This is a genomic window from Flavobacterium sp., assembly GCF_031409475.1.
In the GTDB taxonomy this organism is placed as follows: domain Bacteria; phylum Bacteroidota; class Bacteroidia; order Flavobacteriales; family Flavobacteriaceae; genus Flavobacterium.
Map to the genome: position 1 here is coordinate 84,808 of NZ_JANNXH010000014.1, position 21,811 is coordinate 106,618.

Annotated in this window: 15 protein-coding genes; 3 read left to right on the plus strand and 12 right to left on the minus strand. The window is 32.7% G+C overall.

What is annotated here, in order from left to right; translation table 11 throughout:
* Positions 1–2: 2 nt before the first annotated feature.
* Entirely contained in the window at positions 3–887 is an 885-nt protein-coding gene (locus RMO53_RS02880; RefSeq protein WP_310377872.1) for a helix-hairpin-helix domain-containing protein, read from the minus strand.
* A gap of 108 nt (positions 888–995) precedes the next feature.
* On the opposite strand from RMO53_RS02880, the gene RMO53_RS02885 reads away from it, so the two are divergent.
* Positions 996–2,459: an amino acid permease gene (locus RMO53_RS02885; RefSeq protein ID WP_310377873.1), complete on the plus strand. Its 1,464-nt coding sequence runs from the start codon at positions 996–998 to the stop codon at positions 2,457–2,459.
* Between the two features lie 84 nt (positions 2,460–2,543).
* Here RMO53_RS02885 and RMO53_RS02890 read toward each other — a convergent pair whose 3' ends face one another.
* The 9 genes from RMO53_RS02890 to RMO53_RS02930 all read right to left on the minus strand — a co-directional run bounded on the left by RMO53_RS02890 (position 2,544) and on the right by RMO53_RS02930 (position 17,161).
* Positions 2,544–2,762, minus strand: a complete 219-nt coding sequence (locus tag RMO53_RS02890) for a PspC domain-containing protein (protein ID WP_310377874.1) — start codon at positions 2,760–2,762, stop codon at positions 2,544–2,546.
* A gap of 44 nt (positions 2,763–2,806) precedes the next feature.
* Positions 2,807–4,078 (minus strand): DUF2851 family protein, encoded by a 1,272-nt coding sequence (locus RMO53_RS02895; RefSeq protein WP_310377875.1) that lies wholly within the window; start codon positions 4,076–4,078, stop codon positions 2,807–2,809.
* A gap of 140 nt (positions 4,079–4,218) precedes the next feature.
* Positions 4,219–4,701, minus strand: coding sequence for a 3'-5' exonuclease (locus RMO53_RS02900; RefSeq protein ID WP_310377877.1), 483 nt, complete (start codon positions 4,699–4,701; stop codon positions 4,219–4,221).
* An 83-nt stretch (positions 4,702–4,784) separates the two neighbouring features.
* Complete coding sequence (locus tag RMO53_RS02905; RefSeq protein WP_310377878.1) at positions 4,785–5,555, minus strand: Fic family protein; 771 nt, start codon at positions 5,553–5,555, stop codon at positions 4,785–4,787.
* Positions 5,556–5,663: 108 nt separating this feature from the next.
* A complete protein-coding gene (locus RMO53_RS02910; RefSeq protein WP_310377880.1) occupies positions 5,664–7,025 on the minus strand; it encodes a pyridoxal-phosphate dependent enzyme in 1,362 nt (453 codons plus the stop codon).
* 157 nt (positions 7,026–7,182) lie between these two features.
* Entirely contained in the window at positions 7,183–9,141 is a 1,959-nt protein-coding gene (locus tag RMO53_RS02915; RefSeq protein WP_310377881.1) for a putative porin, read from the minus strand.
* A gap of 127 nt (positions 9,142–9,268) precedes the next feature.
* Positions 9,269–12,202 carry a M4 family metallopeptidase gene (locus tag RMO53_RS02920; RefSeq protein WP_310377883.1) on the minus strand — a complete coding sequence of 978 codons (2,934 nt, stop codon included), beginning with the start codon at positions 12,200–12,202 and terminating at the stop codon, positions 9,269–9,271.
* 218 nt (positions 12,203–12,420) lie between these two features.
* Positions 12,421–14,046, minus strand: a complete 1,626-nt coding sequence (locus RMO53_RS02925) for a RagB/SusD family nutrient uptake outer membrane protein (RefSeq protein ID WP_310377885.1) — start codon at positions 14,044–14,046, stop codon at positions 12,421–12,423.
* 10 nt (positions 14,047–14,056) lie between these two features.
* The gene (locus tag RMO53_RS02930; RefSeq protein WP_310377887.1) at positions 14,057–17,161 is read right to left on the minus strand and encodes a SusC/RagA family TonB-linked outer membrane protein; all 3,105 of its coding nucleotides are present in this window, start codon (positions 17,159–17,161) and stop codon (positions 14,057–14,059) included.
* A gap of 170 nt (positions 17,162–17,331) precedes the next feature.
* On the opposite strand from RMO53_RS02930, the gene RMO53_RS02935 reads away from it, so the two are divergent.
* Together RMO53_RS02935 and RMO53_RS02940 are read left to right on the plus strand one after the other, a co-directional pair.
* Positions 17,332–17,991 carry a ribonuclease HII gene (locus tag RMO53_RS02935; protein WP_310377889.1) on the plus strand — a complete coding sequence of 220 codons (660 nt, stop codon included), beginning with the start codon at positions 17,332–17,334 and terminating at the stop codon, positions 17,989–17,991.
* Positions 17,992–18,156: 165 nt separating this feature from the next.
* Positions 18,157–19,803, plus strand: a complete 1,647-nt coding sequence (locus RMO53_RS02940) for a S8 family serine peptidase (protein WP_310377892.1) — start codon at positions 18,157–18,159, stop codon at positions 19,801–19,803.
* Between the two features lie 310 nt (positions 19,804–20,113).
* On the opposite strand, the gene lipB is transcribed toward RMO53_RS02940, so the two are convergent.
* Positions 20,114–20,869 carry a lipoyl(octanoyl) transferase LipB gene (lipB, locus tag RMO53_RS02945; RefSeq protein ID WP_310377894.1) on the minus strand — a complete coding sequence of 252 codons (756 nt, stop codon included), beginning with the start codon at positions 20,867–20,869 and terminating at the stop codon, positions 20,114–20,116.
* A 69-nt stretch (positions 20,870–20,938) separates the two neighbouring features.
* A complete protein-coding gene (locus RMO53_RS02950) occupies positions 20,939–21,664 on the minus strand; it encodes a hypothetical protein (RefSeq protein WP_310377896.1) in 726 nt (241 codons plus the stop codon).
* Positions 21,665–21,811 lie beyond the last annotated feature (147 nt).

The following is a 21,811-nucleotide window of genomic DNA, read 5'->3' on the forward strand; positions in this document are numbered from 1 at the left end:
TTTTAAAAGTTCAAATATAAGGCTATAATATTTGCTTTATCAGTAGACAATCCTTTAATTTTTGTTAAATCTTCACTATTTTTGATATCTCCATTCATACTTCGATAGGTAACTATATTTTTCGAAAGCGGGTATTTGAAATACGGAAACAACGAAAGTTCTTTCATAGAAGCATTATTAATGTCAATTTTTTTAAGATTTGGAAGTGCCAATACTTTGAAATGAGTCTTCAAATTTTCAATAACTTCTGGAGAAAGTCCCCAAACATCATTCATTTGTTCCATAGAAACAAAACCGCCCAGACTTTCTTTGAATTTTAAAATTCGTAGTGAAATGGCTTCTCCTATTCCATAAATCTTGATTAAATCTTCTTGAGAAGCTTTATTAATATCAATCACGACAATTTTTTCTTTTTTGGCGAAAGCCGAATAGGGATATTTTTTAAAGGATACAAATTCCTTTTTGTTATTAACCCAATCCGGAAATTTAAAATAAGGCGATATCGCATTCAACAAGGAATCCGAAACTTTTGTAACGGCTTGAAATTCTTTGGGTGAATTCACGTATTTATTTTGTTTTCTAAAAGCAAGTAATCTGTCGATTTCAGCAACTGACATTCCGAGTTTGTACCCTTTATAATCTGTAATAAAATTGGGATTGAAAGGATAAATTTTTGGAATATAATGGGCTTTTTCTTTTTTTGCAGCATCTATTTCATATTGAATAGACCTCCATTTTTCTTTTTCTGAAGAAGTTACATGAGGCTGACTAAAATCAATAAAATAATAAAAACTTTGTAATGCAATTATAATTGTAAACAATAAAAAAATGCCCGTTCGCTGCGCAATTGAAAAATTAAACAGACTTTTTATACTTTTGAAATTCATTAAAAATATTTATTTGAACTCTAAAAATATAAAATATTTAATGAAACTGTGCTTTCTTTTAAAAAAACAATATATTTGAAACTTAATAATAACAAAAAACATAAAAATATGTCAATTTGGAGAGTTAAACCTGTTTCAGCATTTGAGGCTGATATGAAAAAAAGTACATTAAAAAAAGTTTTAGGTAAATGGAGTTTAACTGCTATTGGCGTTGGAGCCATTATAGGCGGTGGCATCTTCGTTCTTACGGGCACTGGAGCTTATTACCATGCTGGTCCTGCATTGGCACTTTCATTTATTGTTGCTGGAATTGCGTGTGTGTTTGCTGCGCTTTGTTATTCGGAATTTGCTTCAATATTACCTGTAGAAGGATCTGCTTATGCCTATGCCTACGGAACAATAGGTGAGATTTTCGCTTGGATTATAGGTTGGGGATTAATTCTGGAGTATGCGATGGGTTCCATGACTGTGGCTGTTTCATGGTCTGGATATTTTAACAAATTACTCAAAATTTTTCATATAGAACTTCCAGATTACCTGACTAGCGATCCCGCTAGTTATACTGGCGAAGGGTTTTCAATGAATCTTCCTGCTTTCTTAATTGTATTATTTGTAATTTCAATTTTAGTAAAAGGAACAAAAAGTGCTGCTAAAGCAAATAATATGATTGTAATCATGAAAGTTTCTGCAATTATCTTTGTGATAATCGCTGGTGCTTTCTTTATTAATACTGATAACTGGTCGCCGTTTATTCCAGAAGCTACTCAAATCATCGAAAAAGACACCACTCATAATGCGTATGGATTTTCGGGTATTATCTCTGGAGCAGCAGCTATTTTCTTTGCTTATGTAGGTTTTGATGCTGTATCAACTCAAGCAGGTGAAGCCATAAATCCTAAAAAAGATGTGCCTTTTGCTATCATTGCTTCCTTATTAATATGTACAACGTTATATATTTTAGTATCACTTGTATTAACCGGAATGATGAATTACCAAGACTTTAACCCACTGGGTAAATATCCTGATGCGATAAAAGCTCCTGTAGCTTATGCATTTGATATTGCGGGTCAAGGATGGGCTGGTTTAATTATTACTATTGCAGCAACCGTAGGTTTGATTTCTGTATTAATGGTAATGATTATGGGACAATCTAGAATCTTCTTGGGTATGTCTAAAGACGGTTTAATCCCTAAAGTATTTTCTAATGTAAACCCAATTTCTGGAACTCCTAAAACAAACCTTTTGATTCTTGGTGGGATAATAGCAACAGTTGCTGCATTTACTCCTATCAACAAATTAGCAGACATGACCAGTTTTGGAACTTTATTTGCTTTTACGATGGTATGTATAGCGGTTTGGATCTTAAGAGTAAAACAACCCAATTTAACACGAACCTTCAAAGTTCCTGCATTACCTGTAATAGCAATTTGTGGGATTTCAATAAACACGTATTTAATGATAAATTTAAGTACTGATGCACAATCATTGTCACTTGGTTGGTTGCTTATTGGTGTAGTAATTTATTTTCTTTACAGTAAAAAAAGATCTAAACTTAATAATCCTGAAGAATAAAAAATTCACAAATACAATTAATAAAAGCCTCAAAAAAAAATTTGAGGCTTTTTTATTTTGGCTAACAATTTCGAAAAAATGTGGTTACAAATCAAACACCGAAGTTCGTTTTGCACGAATTAAATCTTTTAATCTAATCCAAAAAGCCAATGTTAAATAGACGGCAAACCACAAACCAGCGGTTACAAAAGATAAGTAGATAAAAAACAGTCGAACGTTACTGGCACGCATTCCAAGCTTATCTGCTAAACGAGAAGATACATGGAACCCATGTTTTTCGAAAAAAAATTTAAGTCTATTCATTTTTTGTTCGTTTTTACAAATTTATGAAATTCCTGATTCTAATATTAATTTGTTTTCAATAATTCCATTCCAACTGCACATTCTAAACAACGGCTTTTATTGCAATACTCGTTTTTGAGTTGCAATAAAGATTGTGTTTCGAAAGCGTTTTTAGCTTTTATACCAAAGCTACTAAACTTATCTAAAATTGCATTTTTCTCGACCGAAACTTCATTTAACAAAAGTATTAAATCTTCCGAGATTTCTTTTCCTTGACTTTTGGCATAAGCAAATTGAAGTGGTATAATTGTATTTATTATTATCAAATCGATAAATGATTTAGATAATTTTTTCTTTTTTTTCGGGCTTTCCTTATCAAATTGATAATGGTTTAACCAATATGATGATGCCGAGATTTCGAAAGTTTCATAAATGCTTTTAACAGAATTTGGATTGCTGATTTTTGAAAATAAATTCAGTTGACTATGGTATAAATTAGCCAATTGCGATAACCGAATCGTAGGAAAATTATCAGGGCGATGTTTGAAAAACTGAACGGGTTCAATAATTGTTTTCTCGATTTGATATTTGTGTAACAAATAATAATACCTGAATTTCAAATCATTGAAATAGCTATCTTCTTTCTCGGAATCTAATAATCCAGCGGCTCCAAAAATTAAAGCTTCTAGATTTTCGACTTCAAAACTTTCCTTTCTAATAGTCGAAAAAGGTATGGATTTGGCAATTTTCATGAAAATTTCGCCATTGGTATTCAGTCCAAAATTTTTTGCTAGAAGCATAAATAAAACGGCTTCCCAATCATTACTTGTAGTTTCTAATAACTCAACTATTGGTTTTGACTTTCGCTCCAATCGCTCAAAAAACAAGCGTTCTTGCCAGTTTTTAACAATAAACGCATCAATATCCTTTAATTGTTTTTCACAAAAAATCCAAGATTTTGGCGCTACTAATGCTTGATAATTAGCAATTACTGCTGTATCAACATAATTCTTAAGTTCTAATACAGGAATTTCAGTGTTATTGCTTCTAAAAATTTCGATATCGTGTTCCCAAACTACGTGAAGAATTACGTTCTCATAAGCTGCATCTCGTTCGTGATGATGTACATACCAATCCGAAGATTTTAAGTGAATCTCTACATTTCCTGCCCATTTTTGAATGCCTATAACAATCTGGGCATTAAAAAAATCTGGTCCAGCGAGTTGAAGATATTGTCCAACATTCATAATCGTGATTTCTTCTCCGTTGAAAGTTTTCAAGTTCAAAGTGTTAAATTTTTTGAATTTCCAGAGGTAATGGAGAAAGTCTTCTTTCATTTTTTTTGAGATTATAGATAATAGAGCAAAGACTCGTCCTAAAATACTAAAGTAGTTAAAAAAGAAATAACTTTACATTTAAAAAAAGGTAAAATCTAATTAATGTTCACGAAATGAGATTGCTTCGTCCCACGCAATAACTAGCGTAACAAATACAATTTAGCGCAAGCTCGAGCATCAGATAAAGCTTCGTGGTGGTTCAATGCAATTTTCATTTCACGACAACAATCACTCAATTTGGCAGGTTTAAAACCCTTTGCTTTGTAGATTTTTACGGTGCATTCCCATCTTGATCCAATATTTAACTCCTCATAATTGAATCCATAAAGCGTCATTGATTTAGCTAGAACATTCCGGTCAAAGCTTTCGTTATGAGCTACAACCACACGATTTTGAAGCCTTTTTTTAATTTCAGGATACACTTGTGCAAAGGTTTTTGAATTCATTGTGTCTCGCGGATAAATTCCGTGTACTCGTATTGTAAAAGGCGAATATTCGTTATTAGGTGGCTTAATTAAAGTCACATATTCGTCAACAATTACACCGTTCTCAACAGTAACAATGCCCACAGAACAGGGATGGAAAGCTGTAGCAGTTTCAAAATCTATAGCGGTGAAGGTCATAGTGAAGTTAGAAGTTGGAAGTTGGAAGTTGGAAGTTGGAAGTTGGAAGTTAGAAGTTAGAAGTTAGAATTAAGTGATTTAAATTATAACAGTAACGATTTTGGCAACATCTCAAGAAAAGGCGTTGCTTTGGAATAATCTAAGGATTCGTATTCAAAACCCAACCTTCTTAAATTATCGTAATACAATTGATGATTTTGATAATAGTTTTTTTCACTTTGTACAAACCAAGCTTTTTCACCCAATATTTCGAATAAAAACCATTTTTCCAATAATCTTCCTGTACGACCGTTACCGTCATTCCAAGGATGTAATTTTACAAAAACCAAATGTATCATGCTGGCAAAATAAAAAACTTCATCGAAAGTTAAATTTTGTTTCAACAACCATTCAATATCGTCATAAAATTGGGTCATTTGGTTTTCTAATTGATGTGGCAAAGCAGCTACATATTCAATTCGCCCTTCATCATTTGTAATAAACATATTTTGGACGCGATGTTTTCCTTGCTGATTTTTCGCTACTATATGCTTTCCTAAAAGTTTGTGTGATTCGGAAATGTTGTTTTGATTTAACGTATTCTTCTTTGCAAAACAATAGGCATCATACAAATCGTCAATTTTCTTGGTGTAATCTGGAAGAAACGCAATTCCATATTTTTTATGTTTAATATAGGAATCCAATTCTATTTCTTCCCCTTCAATTTTGCTTGAAAACACTGACGCAACCGAAGTATAAAAACTAAAAGAATCATTAGAAATATCGGCATCACACAATGCTTCAAATTTTTTTTCTAACCCTTGTGGGAAGTTTTTTTTATAGTCGCTTAAAAGTATTTCGGGGATAATTTTCATTGATTAATGAGTTACTTTACAAATATAAAACAAAAACCTACGAGGTTAAAAAAACGGTGCAGGTGTATTTTAAAATCATTCGGCTGCGCTCGGGAATACAATATTGACTCATTTTATCGATCCAATAATATCCGACTTGGTAATGATATGATGTTGTCCGTTATCTAAATCGACTAATACTGCTTGGTTTTCTTTTGTAAACAACCTTGAAACTTCTTCGATTGTAGTTCCTAATTTTACAATTGGATATGGGTTTCCCATGATTTCTCGAATGGGTTTTTCGGCTGAATTTTTATCGTTTACATAACTTTCGAACAAATTTGTTTCATCTACCGACCCAACAAAACCCGTCGTATCTATTACCGGAATTTGTGATATTTTATATTTACGCATTCGCTCAATGGCATGCGAAACTAGTTCTTCGGTACGAACGACAATTAATGTTTTGTTGAGATTGTCTTTGATAATATCTTCGGCTTTAGTGATTTTTTCATCCAGAAATCCACGTTCACGCATCCAATCGTCATTGAACATTTTGCCTACATATCGACTTCCTGAATCGTGAAATAAAACGACAACTACATCATCTGGTTTAAAATGCTCTTTGAGTTGCAACAATCCTTTTATAGCTGCACCGGCTGAATTACCCACAAAAATACCTTCTTCGAGTGCGATTTTGCGTGTGTAAACGGCTGCATCTTTATCGGTTACTTTTGTAAAACCATCTATTAGAGAAAAATCAACATTTTTAGGTAAAATATCCTCTCCAATTCCTTCGGTGATATAGGAATAGATTTCGTTTTCGTCAAAAATACCAGTTTCATGATACTTTTTGAAAACCGAACCATAAGTATCAATACCCCAAATTTTAATATTTGGATTTTGTTCTTTCAAATATTTCCCCACTCCAGAAATTGTGCCTCCAGTTCCAACCCCAGAAACGAAATGCGTAATTTTACCTTCGGTTTGATTCCAAATTTCGGGTCCAGTTTGTTCATAATGCGCTAATGAATTGGACAAATTATCATATTGATTCACGTACCAAGAATTTGGTGTCTCTGAGGCTAATCGTTTAGAAACAGAATAATAAGAGCGTGGATCTGTGGGCTCAACATCAGTAGGACAAACCACAACTTTTGCGCCTACTGCGCGAAGAATGTCCATTTTTTCTTTGGATTGTTTGTCAGAAATGACACAAATTAATTTATACCCTTTTATAATTGCAACTAGGGCTAATCCCATTCCTGTATTTCCTGATGTTCCCTCGACAATAGTTCCTCCAGGTTTTAAACGTCCGTCGGCTTCGGCATCTTCTATCATTTTTACGGCCATTCTGTCTTTTACAGAATTTCCTGGGTTAAAAGTTTCTACTTTGGCAAGTACTAAAGCTTTAACTTCGCTAGTTATTTTGTTTAATTTAACTAATGGAGTATTGCCTATTGTGCCTAATATGTCTTTTGAATAGTTCATCTAAATGGAGTATTTATTTTCCTGATTTTGAATTACAAATATAGGAATTAATTAATCTGGCTATGGTAATCTTGTTGTTAATTTACCTCTTATCATTGGACAATTATATTAGTTTTTAGATAAAACAAATATGAATATGAAAATAAAAATCCAAATTTTAGTTGAAGAAGTTCCAAACTAACCCAAAACGAATCATAAAATCACGATAAGGGTTATTTGGGGAAGAATAGAAATTATTTCCCGTAAGCGAGGAGTTAAAATGTTCCGCTTTTATGTAAATTCTTGTGCGCTGAATTCGGGCATTTATAAAAAAATCAAGATTTGGAAAATTACCTATTTCTTTTTTTTCTTGAACAAAAAATTCACCAATTAATGGATTGTAATCATTTGCATAATACTTTGAGAAATAATTAAAAGTGACACCTGTTTGTAAATACAAAGCCTTTTTAAAAAAATTACCCGAATAATAAAGCGTATTTCTTGTAACGATTTGAGGAACATTTAAAACATTATCATCTTGATCAACTTGTTGAAATAAGAGTGTATTATCTAATGCAAATTTACCAAAAGTGATTTCTTTACTCACTTTAACCGAAATGTAATTAATTGTTCCGTTGTATTGTTTTGGTGTGACTAATTGCACGTTTTCATCCGAAGTATCCGTGTCAAAATACAAATGATCGTTAAGCGTGGTTAACTGTAGCGATGCATTTACCCATGGAGTTGTTGCGTTTGCTGAAAGTGAATTAATTTTTTCGTTCTTAAAATCATTTGACCAATTGTACTTTACAAAACTACTTTGAAACAATTCATAATTATTGTTGGGCAATTTATTTATGTTTTGGTACTGAAAATAAAATTGTATTTCGTCATTTAAATCATAGTGCAATTTAGCTTCAAGATTTGAAAGAGATTGATTTGTGATGGATCTTGAGTATAAAAAATTTCCTTTCAAGTTCTTTTTTTGGTAATCATATTGTCCTCCTGCACTGTTTATTTTTTGACTTAATGCACTTGGAATAGTACCACTGTCTAAAACTAATATTTGATTATAATAATAATTTGACCTGAAATCATCCACGAAAAATTGAAATTTACCAAGTGTTGTGTTTTCGTATACAACCGCTAATTTATTGTACATTTTATTGAAATGTGTTTGGTCATTTATTGCACTAGTTTTGTATGCATCACCAAACCGTATAACCGTTTGATTCCCTAAATTAGACTCTAAAGTTGCTTGATTGTATTCGAAAAATTTATTCTCATAATTGAATTCATGCCTAAAGTATAAATTATTATTTCCTTTAATATTATTAAGTCTAAAAATGTGGTCTAAGAAAACTCTCTTTCCTTTCAAAAATGATTTTGCATCTGTTAAGAAAACCTCTAATCTTTGTCGGTTATTGAAATCTGGATTTTCACTTTCAAAATCATCTAAGGTTGTGATTCCTCCATTTTCTTCATTCAAAATATCTTGAGAAGTAAAATGAGCGTTAGCAAAATAACGCAGGTTTTTAGTATTATAACTTACCGTAAATCTAAAATTCCCGGTACTGGTAAGTTGATTTATATATTTTCCGGTCGAACGTAATCCTTTATATGAAATAGAAAAATTCAATCTTGGCGAAGTGTTTAAAGTTAAAAAAGCATCTACAGATTGCCCTTTCCCCATGACAGATTTGAAATACAGCTCTGTAACCGGAGTAGCTACAGAGGAATATCTAATTTGGTTTGCTTCTAGAAAGTTAAAATGCTTTGCCTTAAATCCAAATTCTGGATGGGGCGAAAACGTGTTTAAGCTGTACTGTAAGGTATTGTAGGTTTGCCCTTCGTTTGCAAAAGGCAAGAGTCCGAAAGTGTCTTTTCGCAAATAATTGTGACTGTATTCTTTTTGAATCGTTAGCGAAGTGTCAATATAAGTAGTGTCTTGTTCAATAGAAATAAACCGATACTGGTCAATAGTTGCCACTTTTTGATTGTCTGTATTTTTTGTAGAATCCGATTGTTGCTTGTAAGTGTTGTTGGATTTTATGTTTTCAAAGTTTTTGCTGATTTTCTTTTGAGAAAACAACAGTGTAGGTAAAGCAATAAAACATAGAAAAAAAAGAATCCTCATTTGATATAGCTAAAGTTAGGTAATGAATTATACCATTTTACTGAAGCAAAGATAAATGATATAATTGTATAAATGAAAAACATCCAATACGAACTGGATGTTTTATAAACTATCGTTTGTATAAATATTATTTTTTAATAATTTTAGAATTATAAATTAAAGAACCTTGCTCAATTTTTAAAAAATAAACTCCTGCTGGAATAATTGAAACGTCTAAATTTTTGGTACTCTCTGCAACAGTAGTTTCAAATTCTTTTCTTTTAATTAATCGCCCAAGTGAATCAAAAAGTGAAATTATAATTACATCGTTCGATTCAGAAATTAAAGAAACATTAATTAAGTTTTCAACAGGATTTGGATAAACAGTAATTTTGTTAAAAGTATTTTCTTTATTAGATAGGGTTCCTTCAATTACAAAATTATCAATAATTGCACCATCCTCATTAAGGAACTCATCAGAACGAAATACATATCTAAAAATAATATTTGTTTGTGGGGTTAATGAAGCCGATCCAAATTGTGATAAATTTTGCCTGTATTGTTTTTTAGTTCCAAAGACACCTCCATTTGGATCAGTTTTTTCTGCTTCTCCGGTCCATTGTGCGCCCACACAATTTGCACAACTGCTATTATCGCTGTTATACCAATTTGGATCTAAATTTGAGCCTAAAACATTCCAAGTAAGCCCATTATCCACCGAATATTGCATGTAAATTACGTCAAAATCTATTTCTAAATCAAATGCCATATCGAATTTAAGTATAGGATTTGAAATATTTGAAAGATCATAACACGAGGTAATAAGATACGACTCCGTATTTGCAGGATAAGTTCCAACTAAATTTGTAGCATAAACATTTGAATTACCCGCAACAGCATTAGTCAAAGTCGTCTTATTTGAAAAACCGCGTTCCCAAACAGTAGCCGTAGATGGTGGTTTATTATAGGAAATGAAGGAGTTTAAATTACTCTCAAAAGTATTCACAGTATTATTAGAACTAAATTTATTGCTATACAATGGAATGCTTTTTGAATTATTCAAAATATTGCCATCATTAGCAATTGTAGTATTAATTGTTAATGAGTGAATCTCTGAATTTAAATTTTGAGTATTAATAAACAATTGAAAGCTCCCAACATCACATGGTGCTAAATTTCCAGACCAATTAAAACTTTGTAATGCTCCATTGTCAATAGAGTAGGTAATTGCTACTGTAGTAATGGGATTAATTCCATCATTTTTAAAAGTAAGAATTGGATTAAAACTAGTTGATGCACAAGATAACGATTGGTTGTTTGGTATAGCGTTTAGAGCAACATCATTAGCAATTGTAATGTACTGACTACCCACATTTACAGCAGCCCAAGCATTTGTTACCGCTATTGTTTCTGTACTATTGGCACAATATAAATTTTTTGCAACTGTAATACTGGCCTCACGCATATCGTCGAAGGTAGCATTAGGAGTTAAATAATCCCTTTCTGTAAGGTAGGCGATTTTTGACGATTTCAACATTCCTATCCCTGAAACATTATAAACGCTTGGTACTGGTGCATTATTTGTTCCAGATTTTCCTGCGGTTAAAATATAAAACCAATGATTCAATACACCACTATTACTGTGTACTCCACAATAATCATTTCCAGAAGTATCGCCTTTAGGTACACAAGTTCCTTCATCTCCAGTTACTTTCCAATTTATACCTAAATAAGTATCTGGATCATTATTTAAAATTGGATTACTCATTGATCGTAAACCGCCAGTTCGAATATCTTCACCAATCACCCAAACATTTTCATCGATAGTTCCAGAAATAGATCCCGTTCTTCCATAATGCTCAATACATGCACCCCAAATATCAGAAAAACCTTCATTTAAAGCACCCGATTGATTTTGATAGGCTAAATTTGCTGTATAAGTACATATAGCATGACCTATTTCATGACCACAAATATCTATCGAGGTAAAGGCTTTTGGTGTTTGCCCGCTTCCATCTCCGTAAGTCATAAATGTTCCATTCCAGAAAGCATTTGCATAATCTGTAATAGTTTTTCTATAATGAACGTAACTAAACACTAACCCATCTTGGTCATCAAAACTTTTTCTGCCAAAAACATTTTTCCAAAAATCATAGGTCATTTCTGCTCCCCAATGTGCGTCTAAAGCAGCATCATCTTGAAAAGAATTTGCATGCTCCGCTGATGTCCAATTATTATCATTATCCTTGAAGTTTACATCCTGATAAGCTCCGTTTGGAAGTCTCTCGCAATTGTAAGTGATGATTCCATTACCACGAGTAAAGTCATTTAAAATAAAGTTTTCCGTAGCATTAAAATCGGTTTCTATATTTCTTAGTCCGCTATATTTAGTTGAAGCATTTCCGGTTAATAGGTTTTCTGCTTTTTTAAAATTCTTTTCTATTTCGTTTTGAGAATTAAACTGATTAATATGTTTAATGATTGGATTAGAATAAAGAATTTTCCCCGTATTAGCGTCTACATAAATTTCTTGCCTAGAAACAGGTTCAATAGCATACACATCAAATTTGTAAGCTAAAGTTATTTCTCCTGTTTTTACTATTGGGAATAGGACAAGGTCACCTTTAGGCTTCTGATATTTAACAATTTTAGATTGCGAAGCATCTTCCCACAAATATTTAACAGCATTAATCTTTTTTAAAGCGAGTTCCAAACAATATTTAGCATCTAATTTTGGATTAATATCAAAATTTTTAATAGTATATACTTCGGCATTTATTGACTCTACTTTGTCATTTATACTATGAGAAATTAATGTTCCAAACTCTACTTTTAATCCTTTATAAAATTGTTGATGTCTTTCATGAAACAATCCCTCATACTCTGTTTTCAATCCTTTTGAAACAAACGAAATATTACTGTCTAATTGATTATTTTTTGAAAAACTTTCTATTGCTTTAGATTTTGACAAAGGAGAGTCAAAAGTCATTTTTTTTTGGGTTTTCCCTTTAACTGCTATATTGTTTTGCCCAGACAAAGTAATTGTCATAAATAAGATTAAGTAATTAAAAAGTTTATTCATGTTTAAAAATTATTATTTATAATTGTTGAATGGATTTAGTAAAGAAAGAAAATAAAATGAAATATCGCCATTAATATTCAATAAAAATTTGTTAAAAAAATAGAGATAGGTTCATTAAAATATACTAGATAAAAACACATGATTAAAGTAATCTTTGTATATTTTATAAAAAAAGAGCTGCAAAATGCAGCTCTTTTGTAAGAAATTAATTTTGTATATTAATTATACCCTGGATTTTGTGGCAAATCATTAACATTTCTTTCTGCCTGTGGGATTGGTAGAGTAAATCTATAATCACCAAATAATATATTCGCAGGACTAGTAGCAGATGAATTTACTGCATCTTGAGCAGTTCTATCTGTTCCTGTTAAACCAGCATCAGCACCTAATCTTTTTAAATCAATATATCTATGACCTTCAAAAGCAAGTTCTTTTCTTCTTTCTAATAGTATATCGGCATAAGCAGCAATAGCGGTAGCATAAACTGGTAATGGAACAACTCCACCTGTATAACTTCTAGCTTGACGTACTTGTTGAATTAATAAAGCTGCACCAGTTAAGTTATTGGCTCTTACTAAACATTCTGCTTTTATAAAATAAATTTCCGATAAACGGTATACTTTCATATCATTTGCAGTATGACCACCGTTTTTACCTGGATATTTATCAATAACAATTTGTTCTCCTGTACGTGAAGCAGTTGCTGGAGTTGTAGATATTGAAGAAGAACGATCAACAAAACACCATCTTCTATAATCTTCTGCGCCACCACCTAAACTAGTTCTGTACAAATCAAAAAGATTTCTACCCATATCAAATAATGGACCACCAGTAAGATAAGAACCGTTAGTATTATACCTGCTACTAAAATTAATCCTAGTAATGTTTCGGTCAAGTCCAAAAAGAATTTCTCCTTGAGCAGCATCTACCCACATTTTTCTATAAACTGGGCTTACAGCTGATACCCATTGATCCACTTGATATAAAGCTCTTTGAATTGGTAAAGTTGCGCCTGGATCTACATTTATAGTTGTACTACCTGTTCCTGCTCCTTGAGGAACAACATCTGCAGAGGTTGCAGGGAAGTTAGAAACTGTAAGCGTACATGAAGAAAGTGTTAATCCAGATGTAGCTAGTACATCGTTAGCAAAAACTAATGCTTGAGGATAATTTTTTCTATACAAATACATTCTAGCTTTAAAAGCTTTAATAAAATTCATATTTACACTTTTATAAGCACTAGTTCCAGTTGGCGCAATTAAATTTGCAGTTGCATAAGCCAAATCACTTTCGATAAAAGTGAATACTTGTCCAGTAGTAGATCTTGGAATATCTTGGTCTATAGTAGGAACAAAATCAACAAGCATAACTCCTGGAGCTGCATCATTACTCATATCAGTTGAGAAATAAGTCAATAATTCAAAGTGAGCAAAAGCTCTTAAAGCTCTTGCTTGAGCCAACATAGAGTTGTATGCAGGTAAATCAGCTGCTGGTGGTGTGAACAAAGCCGCACCACGAATTAATCTATTACAATAATTAATTAAATTATACTGATTATTCCAGATATTAGCTGCAAAACCGTTTGTAGTTGTTACAAAAAATCTCTGAGTATCACTCACAGCTTGTGAACCTCCCATAGCAACCTCATCAGATAATAGAGACGATACTGTAATTTGATTTTCAGTATTCGCTCTATCGTATACTTCGTTTAGAAATAATTGCATATTACCTACAGAGGTAAACAAGGTAGCGTCATTCAACTCTCCTTTTTGAGTTATTTCTAATGCGTCGTTGCATGAAAACAACATGGCGATAAGACTAAAAAATACTATTCTTTTTTTCATTTTTATATTTTTAAAAATTAACATCAAGTCCAAAAGTGTATAATTTTGGAGTAGGGAAGAAACCTGTTGCAGTTTGTTTGAAACTTTCAGGATCTAATCCTCTCCATTTAGTGAACGTTAAAATATTTTCACCTTGTAATCTGAAACGAACACTTTTCATAAACGTTTTAGTTAAAAATTTAGCAGGAACATCATATCCAAAACTTAAATTTCTCAAACGTATATAGGAAGCATCTCTTAAAAATCGATCAGATATATCTCCAGCATCTAAATTTGTAGCATCCCATGATGGAACATTACTTGTTGTGTTTGTTGGAGTCCAAGCATCTAAAAGGTCTCTAGAAACTGGAAAAGTATAGGCTTGTCTTACATCTAGCAATCCTATTAAATCCGTATCTATTCTATAGAAATCAGCAGTATAAGCAAAAGCTGCATCTAAAAAGAAACCTTTGTAAGTTGCGTTAAATCCAAAACCACCTTGAATAACTGGCAGATAATTTTTATCCGAAAATCTTCTGTCAGCATCTACCGGAGTTTCCGTTTCAACACCATCTTTGTCTAGGAATAATAAATTACCATTTACTGGATTTACTCCTACGTAAGGAACTAAATAATATTCAAAAAATGGATGACCTACTCTGTTGGCATAATCAGTACCTATTCTTTGAAATCCTGTACCGTTCTCTAATGAACCTAAATCATCAATTTCATTACGATTGTAAGCTCCATTAGCATAAACTGATAATTTAAATTCAGTGTTTTTCAACACATCGTATTTAAGCGAAAGTTCAATCCCTTCGTTTAACAAAGCACCATTGTTACCAGATATAGCAGTAAATCCGTTTGATGATGAAACTGGGATGTTAATGTACAATTCAGTTGTTATTTTTCTGTAAAAATCAAGTGAACCTGACAATCTACTTTTAATATTAAAATCTAAACCAATATTAGCTTGTGCAGTGGTTTCCCATTTTAAGTTTTCGTTTGCAAAACTTGCTACACCAAAAGAAGCTACATTGGCATACCCTTGTTGTACGCTGTTTAAATCTCTTACTGCTTGCGATGCGTTAAAAATTGTAGATTGATCACTGTCCTCACCTCTTGCAAGTACGTTTTGATTTCCGGTTGTACCATAAGACACTCTTAATTTTAATTCTTTTAAGAAATCGCCACTACCCATGAAACTTTCTTTAGAAATATTCCATCTACCAGCAACAGACCAGAAAGTACCCCATTTGTTGTCCTTGATAAATCGATAACTTGCATCACGTCTTACAGAGGCAGCAAATCCGTATTTTGAATCATAATCATAATCTGCAGTCCCAAAATAGGAGAACAATCCAGCATCAATTCTAGCTGCACCAACTGTTGGCGCATAAGTAGCAGGTAATGCTGTACTATAGGTTATATAACCTGTTCCTGCACCGGGATACCAAGTCAATGGATTCAAACCAATTTGTTGGTAATTGAATACTCTTCTATGCGCTTTTAAATATTCTGTAAAAATAGAAGCGTCAAGGGTATGTTTCGCACCAAATTCTTTTTTGTAATTCAGTTGATTGGTAATATTAAAAGTAAACTCTCTTGTACTTCTTTGTGTTTCTAAACCATGAAAAGGTTGACCTGCACCAACAGCTCTGGCTACAGATAAATAGGCTAATGGTCCAATTGCAAAAGTTCTTTTGTCTTCGGCATAATCAGCACCCGCAGTAGTTCTAAATGTTAAATCTTTAGTTAATTTATACCCTAGATTTCCAGAAACGATCGTTTTATACTCTTCAAAAAAACTAGGAGCATTATTCCCGTTGAATAAATCTAGAAGCATAAACGGAGTGATTTCCAATGCAGGGGAACCAAATTGAGTAAACAATTGACCACCACTCACATACGTATCAGGATTCAAATACGGTGCAGAAGCCAAATAACCCGTTAAAGGATTTTGCAATACGTTGGTATTAATTCCTGCTCTGGTTTCTTGCTCTAATTGTCTCCTTTTAGAAAAAGCAGCAGTTATATTAGCACCATAAGTGAATTTAGTATTCGCTGATCTTCCAGAAAAGTTAGATCTAATTGTAAATCTCTTAAAGTCTGTAGTAGGTACAATACCATCTTGTTGGAAATAACTTAATGAAGTAAAGTTTTTTGTATTCTCTCCACCAATAGTAAAGCTTACATCCTGACTAGAAGTAGTTCCCGTTCTAAAAAATACTTTTTTCCAATCTGTATCAATTGCATAAGCATCGATGTTATTTGGATCAACAACGATACCCGGAGCTGAACCAGTAAAACCTGGACCATCTTGATATTCTTTTTGAATATTCAAAAGTTCTTTTGCATTTACTAAATCATAGTCATCCCCTCTAAATTCAGAAATACCATAAGCAGAAGAATAGCTTACTGCTAAATCTGATTTATAATCCCCTTTTTTAGTTGTAATCACGATTACACCATTAGAACCTCTATTTCCATAAACTGAAGTAGCCGAAGCATCTTTCAATACCGAAATAGTTTCAATGTCATTTTGGTTTAAGTTTCTAAAAAATGCTTGGGTCAATGGCACTCCGTCGATAACATATAACGGATCTAAACTCGCACTCAAAGAACTTGCACCTCTAATAATAACATCAATTTTATTTGTCCCGGGCTGACCTGATGACAATGCTATATTAGCACCTGCCAATTGACCTTGTAAAGATTGCAAAACATTTACATTTGGTCTTCCTTCAATCGATTTTGAAGAAATGGTTTGAGTAGCTCCAATTGATTTGGCTTTTGTAGATGTTTTACCATAACCTTCAATTACTACTTCAGACAATTTTACTCCACTGTCCTGCAATTTAACACTTAATGTATTTGAAGCAGTTACAGATTTTGAAATATTTTCCATACCTAAATAAGAAAATAGTAAAACTTCACCAACACTTGCTTTGATAGAATATTTTCCATCAAGATCGGTTTGTGTTCCTCTTGTAGTTCCTTTAACTACAACATTCGCTCCAGGTAAAGGTCCTGTAGCATCCGAAACAACACCGGTTACGGTTTTCTCTTGAGCAAAAGAAAACTGCAATGATAACGCTAATAATAGCGTGAAAATCCATTTGAATTTTGATTTCATATTAATTATTTTGAATTAGTTACTGCAAAAATGTTAATAATAACTTAACAATGCAACTCTTATGAGGTTTATTTTTTATTTATTTTTTACATTAACATTTGTTTAAAGGCTAAATTATTTTAAAATCAAAACCAAAATATTATTTTTACTTTTATAAAAAAAGATATTTCTTGTTAAAAAATTATTATTTTACTCTTAACCAAGAAGCAGGAACTGATGAAGCAGGTCGTGGCTGTCTTGCCGGACCTGTAACTGCTGCTGCGGTGCTGCTGACTTTTGATTTTGAAAATGAAATTCTCAATGACAGCAAGAAATTGTCAGAAAAAACAAGAGAAAAATTAAAATCCATTATTGAGCAACAAGCCATTTCGTTTGCGGTAACGCATTTGCATCCTCAAGAAATTGATGAAATCAATATTCTAAATGCCTCGATGAAAGCCATGCAAGAATGTATTTTGAAATTAAACCCAAAACCCGAATTTATTATTGTAGATGGTAACCGACAATTGAATGCAAAACTGGGATTAAAAAGTGCTTTTGGTAAACAATTTTCTAAAACTGAAATCGAATTATTAAAATCGATTCCCAATCAAAGTATTGTAAAAGGCGATGCTAAATTTATGAGTATTGCCGCAGCTTCGGTATTAGCAAAAACGTATCGTGATGAATATATGAACCTGATTCACGAGGAATTCCCAATGTACAATTGGAAACAAAACAAAGGATATCCTACCAAAGAACACCGCGAAGCCATCCGAAAATATGGTGTTACAAAATACCACCGACTGACGTTTCGATTGTTGCCGGAACAGTTGAAATTAGAGATTTAGATTGTTTTTTAATAAAAGTCCTTTTGATAATTTGTAAAGAATTATTTATATATTTGAGAAACAAATAAAGTGAGACGTTTGTAATCCTAATCTACCTTAAATCGGTTGGCTTTATAGGATTTTGTTATCACTATAAACTAGTTGTAAACAATTAAAAACAATAAAATGAACAAATTACTTTTGTTAATGACATTTATACTTATATCAAATATTACATTTTCTCAAATTTCCGAAAATAGCTCTAAAAATCGTTTAATAGTAAAATTAAAACCTAAATCAAATATTGATTTAAATAAAGTTACAATTGATCAAAAATTTAAGCACAATGAATTAGATAAATTAAATAAAAAAAACAAAGTTCAATCTATTGAGCTATCAGGAAATAAAAAAAATAAAGACACCTATATACTTACTTTCGAATCTGAACAAGACATTACTAATTTAATCAAAGCCTACGAAAACACGAATCTTTTTGAATATGTAGAATCCGATTTTATTGGCACTGGAGGAGGAGATCTAGTGAAATTACAAACTATACCCATTGACACTTATTTTTCAAGACAATATGGACTAGTTAATAACGGTACATTTTCATATTCTCTAGCAAAAGATGATGCCGATATTGATATGGAACTTGGCTGGGATATTGAACAAGGCGACTCCTCTGTTATTGTAGCTATTTTAGATTCAGGAGCAAAAATGGATCATCCTGAATTTAGTGGGCGAATATGGAATAATTCTAAAGAGACTTTAAATAACATTGACGATGACAATAATGGTTACATTGACGATATCAATGGGTGGGATTTTGTAAACAAAGAGAATAATCCAACCGATGACCACGGTCACGGAACCAATATTGCAGGAATTGTTGGGGCAAATGCAAATAACGGTATTGGCTATTCAGGAATTGATTGGAATTGCAAACTAATGATTGGCAAAATTTTAGACGCTAACAATTCAGGGTTATACTCTAATTGGACTGAAGCTATTTATTATGCTGTTGATAATGGAGCAAAAGTGATTAATATGTCTGTTGGTGGTTCAGGTTTTTCAACTACTATGCAAAATGCAATAAACTATGCATACAATAAAGGTGTGACTGTTGTTGCTTGTATGATGAATACTAACAATAACGTAACATATTATCCAGCAGGCTATCAAAACACGATTGCAGTTGGGGCAACTAATCCAAACGATGAACGATCTTCACCATTTCCTTGGAGTGCCACAAGCGGAAGTAACTACGGAAGCCATATAGATGTAGTAGCACCCGGAAATTACATTTTTGGATTATACCATCTTTCAAACACAAATTTTAATTCTTATTGGTCAGGAACTTCACAAGCTGCACCAGCAGTTACAGGATTATGCTCATTATTATTAGCTCAAAATTCAAATAGAACACCTGATCAAATTCGGAATATCGTTCAAAATACCGCACAAGATCAAGTAGGTAAAGCTTCGGAAGATATTGTGGGCTTTGATATTTATAGTGGCTATGGAAGAATAAATGCACGTCAAGCTCTCCTTCAAAGCTCTTTATCAACTAATTTACTTAATTCAGATAATTTGAATCTATATATTTTTCCGAATCCTTTTACAAATGATATCAATATCAATAGTAAGATCCCTTTTAAATCAATCATAATTCATAATCTTTTGGGAGCTGAAATTTATAAAAAAGAAAATATAGAAAATTTAAATTTTTTAACCCTTGACTTTTCTAATTTTGAAATCGGATTATATATGATTTCTATTTTAAATGAAAATAAACAAATAATTATTTCAAAAAAAATACTTAAAAAGTAACTGTTTACAACAATGGATATAAGTAATTGCTTGTTCTCTCCTACTTGTTAAAATTCGCAAGAATTTTAAGTTTGGTACGTACTTGCAAAGTTAAGTGCTAAACCATGCAACGACTGGTAGCCGAGGCGTTATAACTCGATTGCTCGTAATCGCAAAATAACACTGAATGATGTTTCGGTTGTTGCCGGAACAGTTAAAACTGGAGATTTAAAGTTTAAACACAAAGTTCACAAAGAAGGCACAAAGTTCACAAGATAAAATTAGTGAAAATCTGTTTTTGTCATCATGAGCTTGACGAAGGGCGTTTCACCTACCTGTCGGCACACCGGTCTGTGGCTAATTTAAAGGCAACAAACTCCGCTTCAAACAATTGCACAAAATGTTTTAGAATTTTTGCTTTCACTTCTGCTTCATCTACTTTTTCAACTCCCAATTCCACGTTTAAAGAAGTAACTGCTTTACCGCGAATGCCACACGGAATAATATTGTCAAAATAACCCAAATCAACATTGACGTTCAATGCAAAACCGTGCATCGTTACCCAACGAGAAGCACGAACGCCAAGCGCACAAATTTTTCTCGCAAACGGAGTTCCAGCTCCGAGCCAAACACCCGTTTCGCCTTCGCTTCGACTGCAAGAAAGTCCGTATTCCTGTAAAGTCAAGATGATGGATTCTTCTAGAAAACGCAGGTATTTATGAATGTCGGTAAAGAAATTTTCCAAGTCTAAAATTGGATAACCCACAATTTGGCCTGGTCCGTGATAGGTAATGTCACCACCGCGATTGATTTTGTAGAAAGTCGCACCTTTGGCTTCAAGTTGTTTTTCGGATAAAAGCAAGTTTTTTAAATCTCCGCTTTTTCCCAAAGTGTAAACGTGAGGATGTACTACGAAAAGCAGGAAGTTGGGAGTTGGAAGTTGTCCTTCGTCAAGCTCAGGATGACAGTTGGAATTTCGGTTTTTGATTTTTAAATCAACAACTGCCTTGAATAATTCTTCTTGTAATTCCCAAGTGGCTTTATAATCTTTGAGTCCTAGATCTTGAAGTTGGATGATTTTGTTCATTTAAAATGGGTTCTAAAATGCAAAGGTACAAAGTAAACCTTTGTCAAAGTTTAGAACTTTGACAAAGGTTTACTCCAAAATCACTTCGAGATTAGTGATTTCGGGATTTTGTAAACAATCCGTTAAAAGAAACTCTAAAATTAGCGATTTACGATCAACGCTAATTTTGGCCTGCAGATTTGACACCGATTGGATTTTTTGAGAAAAATGATAGTCTAAAACATAACTCTGAACAAGCTTAAGCCCTTTGTAATAGGTTTTATATTTTTCTAATCGGTCAAATTCTCTTTTTAGAAATATTGAGTCGGTGATTTTTACGGTTCTGTTGAAACGGTTGCGAACATAAGTGTAACTCACTTTGTAATAATGCTCTTCGGCCGACAATGCATAGTTATTTTTAATGTTATCGGCATAATTCTCCGCTTTATAAAGGTCAACAATATCAGTCACATTCTTGAATTGTTGCGAAATTAGGGTTCGGAATTCTTTTTCGATTGAGCTTTTCTTGATATGAACTTTTACGTCTGAATATCTCAAATACACATTTTGATCTTCCTTTGAGGTTCTTGCAAATGTCTCCCCGTATTTATTAAAATAATCTGAAAACACATAAGTAGTGTCTCTGTAGCTATCTTCCTTTGCATATTCATCTTTTGCTAGTTGCATATAACTATTTTCTTCTCTTACTTCGTTCACTTCAATAGTTCCGGTTCCATCAGGATTGATACGAAGTGTTTCTGATACTTGACAACTTGTATTTAGGAGAATTAATAACAGGAGGAGGATTCTTTTCATTTTTTAAATACGCTGAGGTTTCTAAAAACGAAGTTACATTAATTTGTGCGGAATTTATATTGCTTTTTGGAGAAAGGTTTTATGAAAAACGAAAGGTGTCGCTTAGCCCCGATAGCAGTGGCATCCTTGTTTACAGGCTTCCAGTTT

Coding starts and splice junctions, on each gene's coding strand:
- RMO53_RS02880 (WP_310377872.1), bottom strand. CDS start 887: ATGAATTTCAAAAGTATAAAAAGTCTGTTTAATTTTTCAATTGCGCAG.
- RMO53_RS02885 (WP_310377873.1), top strand. CDS start 996: ATGTCAATTTGGAGAGTTAAACCTGTTTCAGCATTTGAGGCTGATATG.
- RMO53_RS02890 (WP_310377874.1), bottom strand. CDS start 2,762: ATGAATAGACTTAAATTTTTTTTCGAAAAACATGGGTTCCATGTATCT.
- RMO53_RS02895 (WP_310377875.1), bottom strand. CDS start 4,078: ATGAAAGAAGACTTTCTCCATTACCTCTGGAAATTCAAAAAATTTAAC.
- RMO53_RS02900 (WP_310377877.1), bottom strand. CDS start 4,701: ATGACCTTCACCGCTATAGATTTTGAAACTGCTACAGCTTTCCATCCC.
- RMO53_RS02905 (WP_310377878.1), bottom strand. CDS start 5,555: ATGAAAATTATCCCCGAAATACTTTTAAGCGACTATAAAAAAAACTTC.
- RMO53_RS02910 (WP_310377880.1), bottom strand. CDS start 7,025: ATGAACTATTCAAAAGACATATTAGGCACAATAGGCAATACTCCATTA.
- RMO53_RS02915 (WP_310377881.1), bottom strand. CDS start 9,141: ATGAGGATTCTTTTTTTTCTATGTTTTATTGCTTTACCTACACTGTTG.
- RMO53_RS02920 (WP_310377883.1), bottom strand. CDS start 12,202: ATGAATAAACTTTTTAATTACTTAATCTTATTTATGACAATTACTTTG.
- RMO53_RS02925 (WP_310377885.1), bottom strand. CDS start 14,046: ATGAAAAAAAGAATAGTATTTTTTAGTCTTATCGCCATGTTGTTTTCA.
- RMO53_RS02930 (WP_310377887.1), bottom strand. CDS start 17,161: ATGAAATCAAAATTCAAATGGATTTTCACGCTATTATTAGCGTTATCA.
- RMO53_RS02940 (WP_310377892.1), top strand. CDS start 18,157: ATGAACAAATTACTTTTGTTAATGACATTTATACTTATATCAAATATT.
- lipB (WP_310377894.1), bottom strand. CDS start 20,869: ATGAACAAAATCATCCAACTTCAAGATCTAGGACTCAAAGATTATAAA.
- RMO53_RS02950 (WP_310377896.1), bottom strand. CDS start 21,664: ATGAAAAGAATCCTCCTCCTGTTATTAATTCTCCTAAATACAAGTTGT.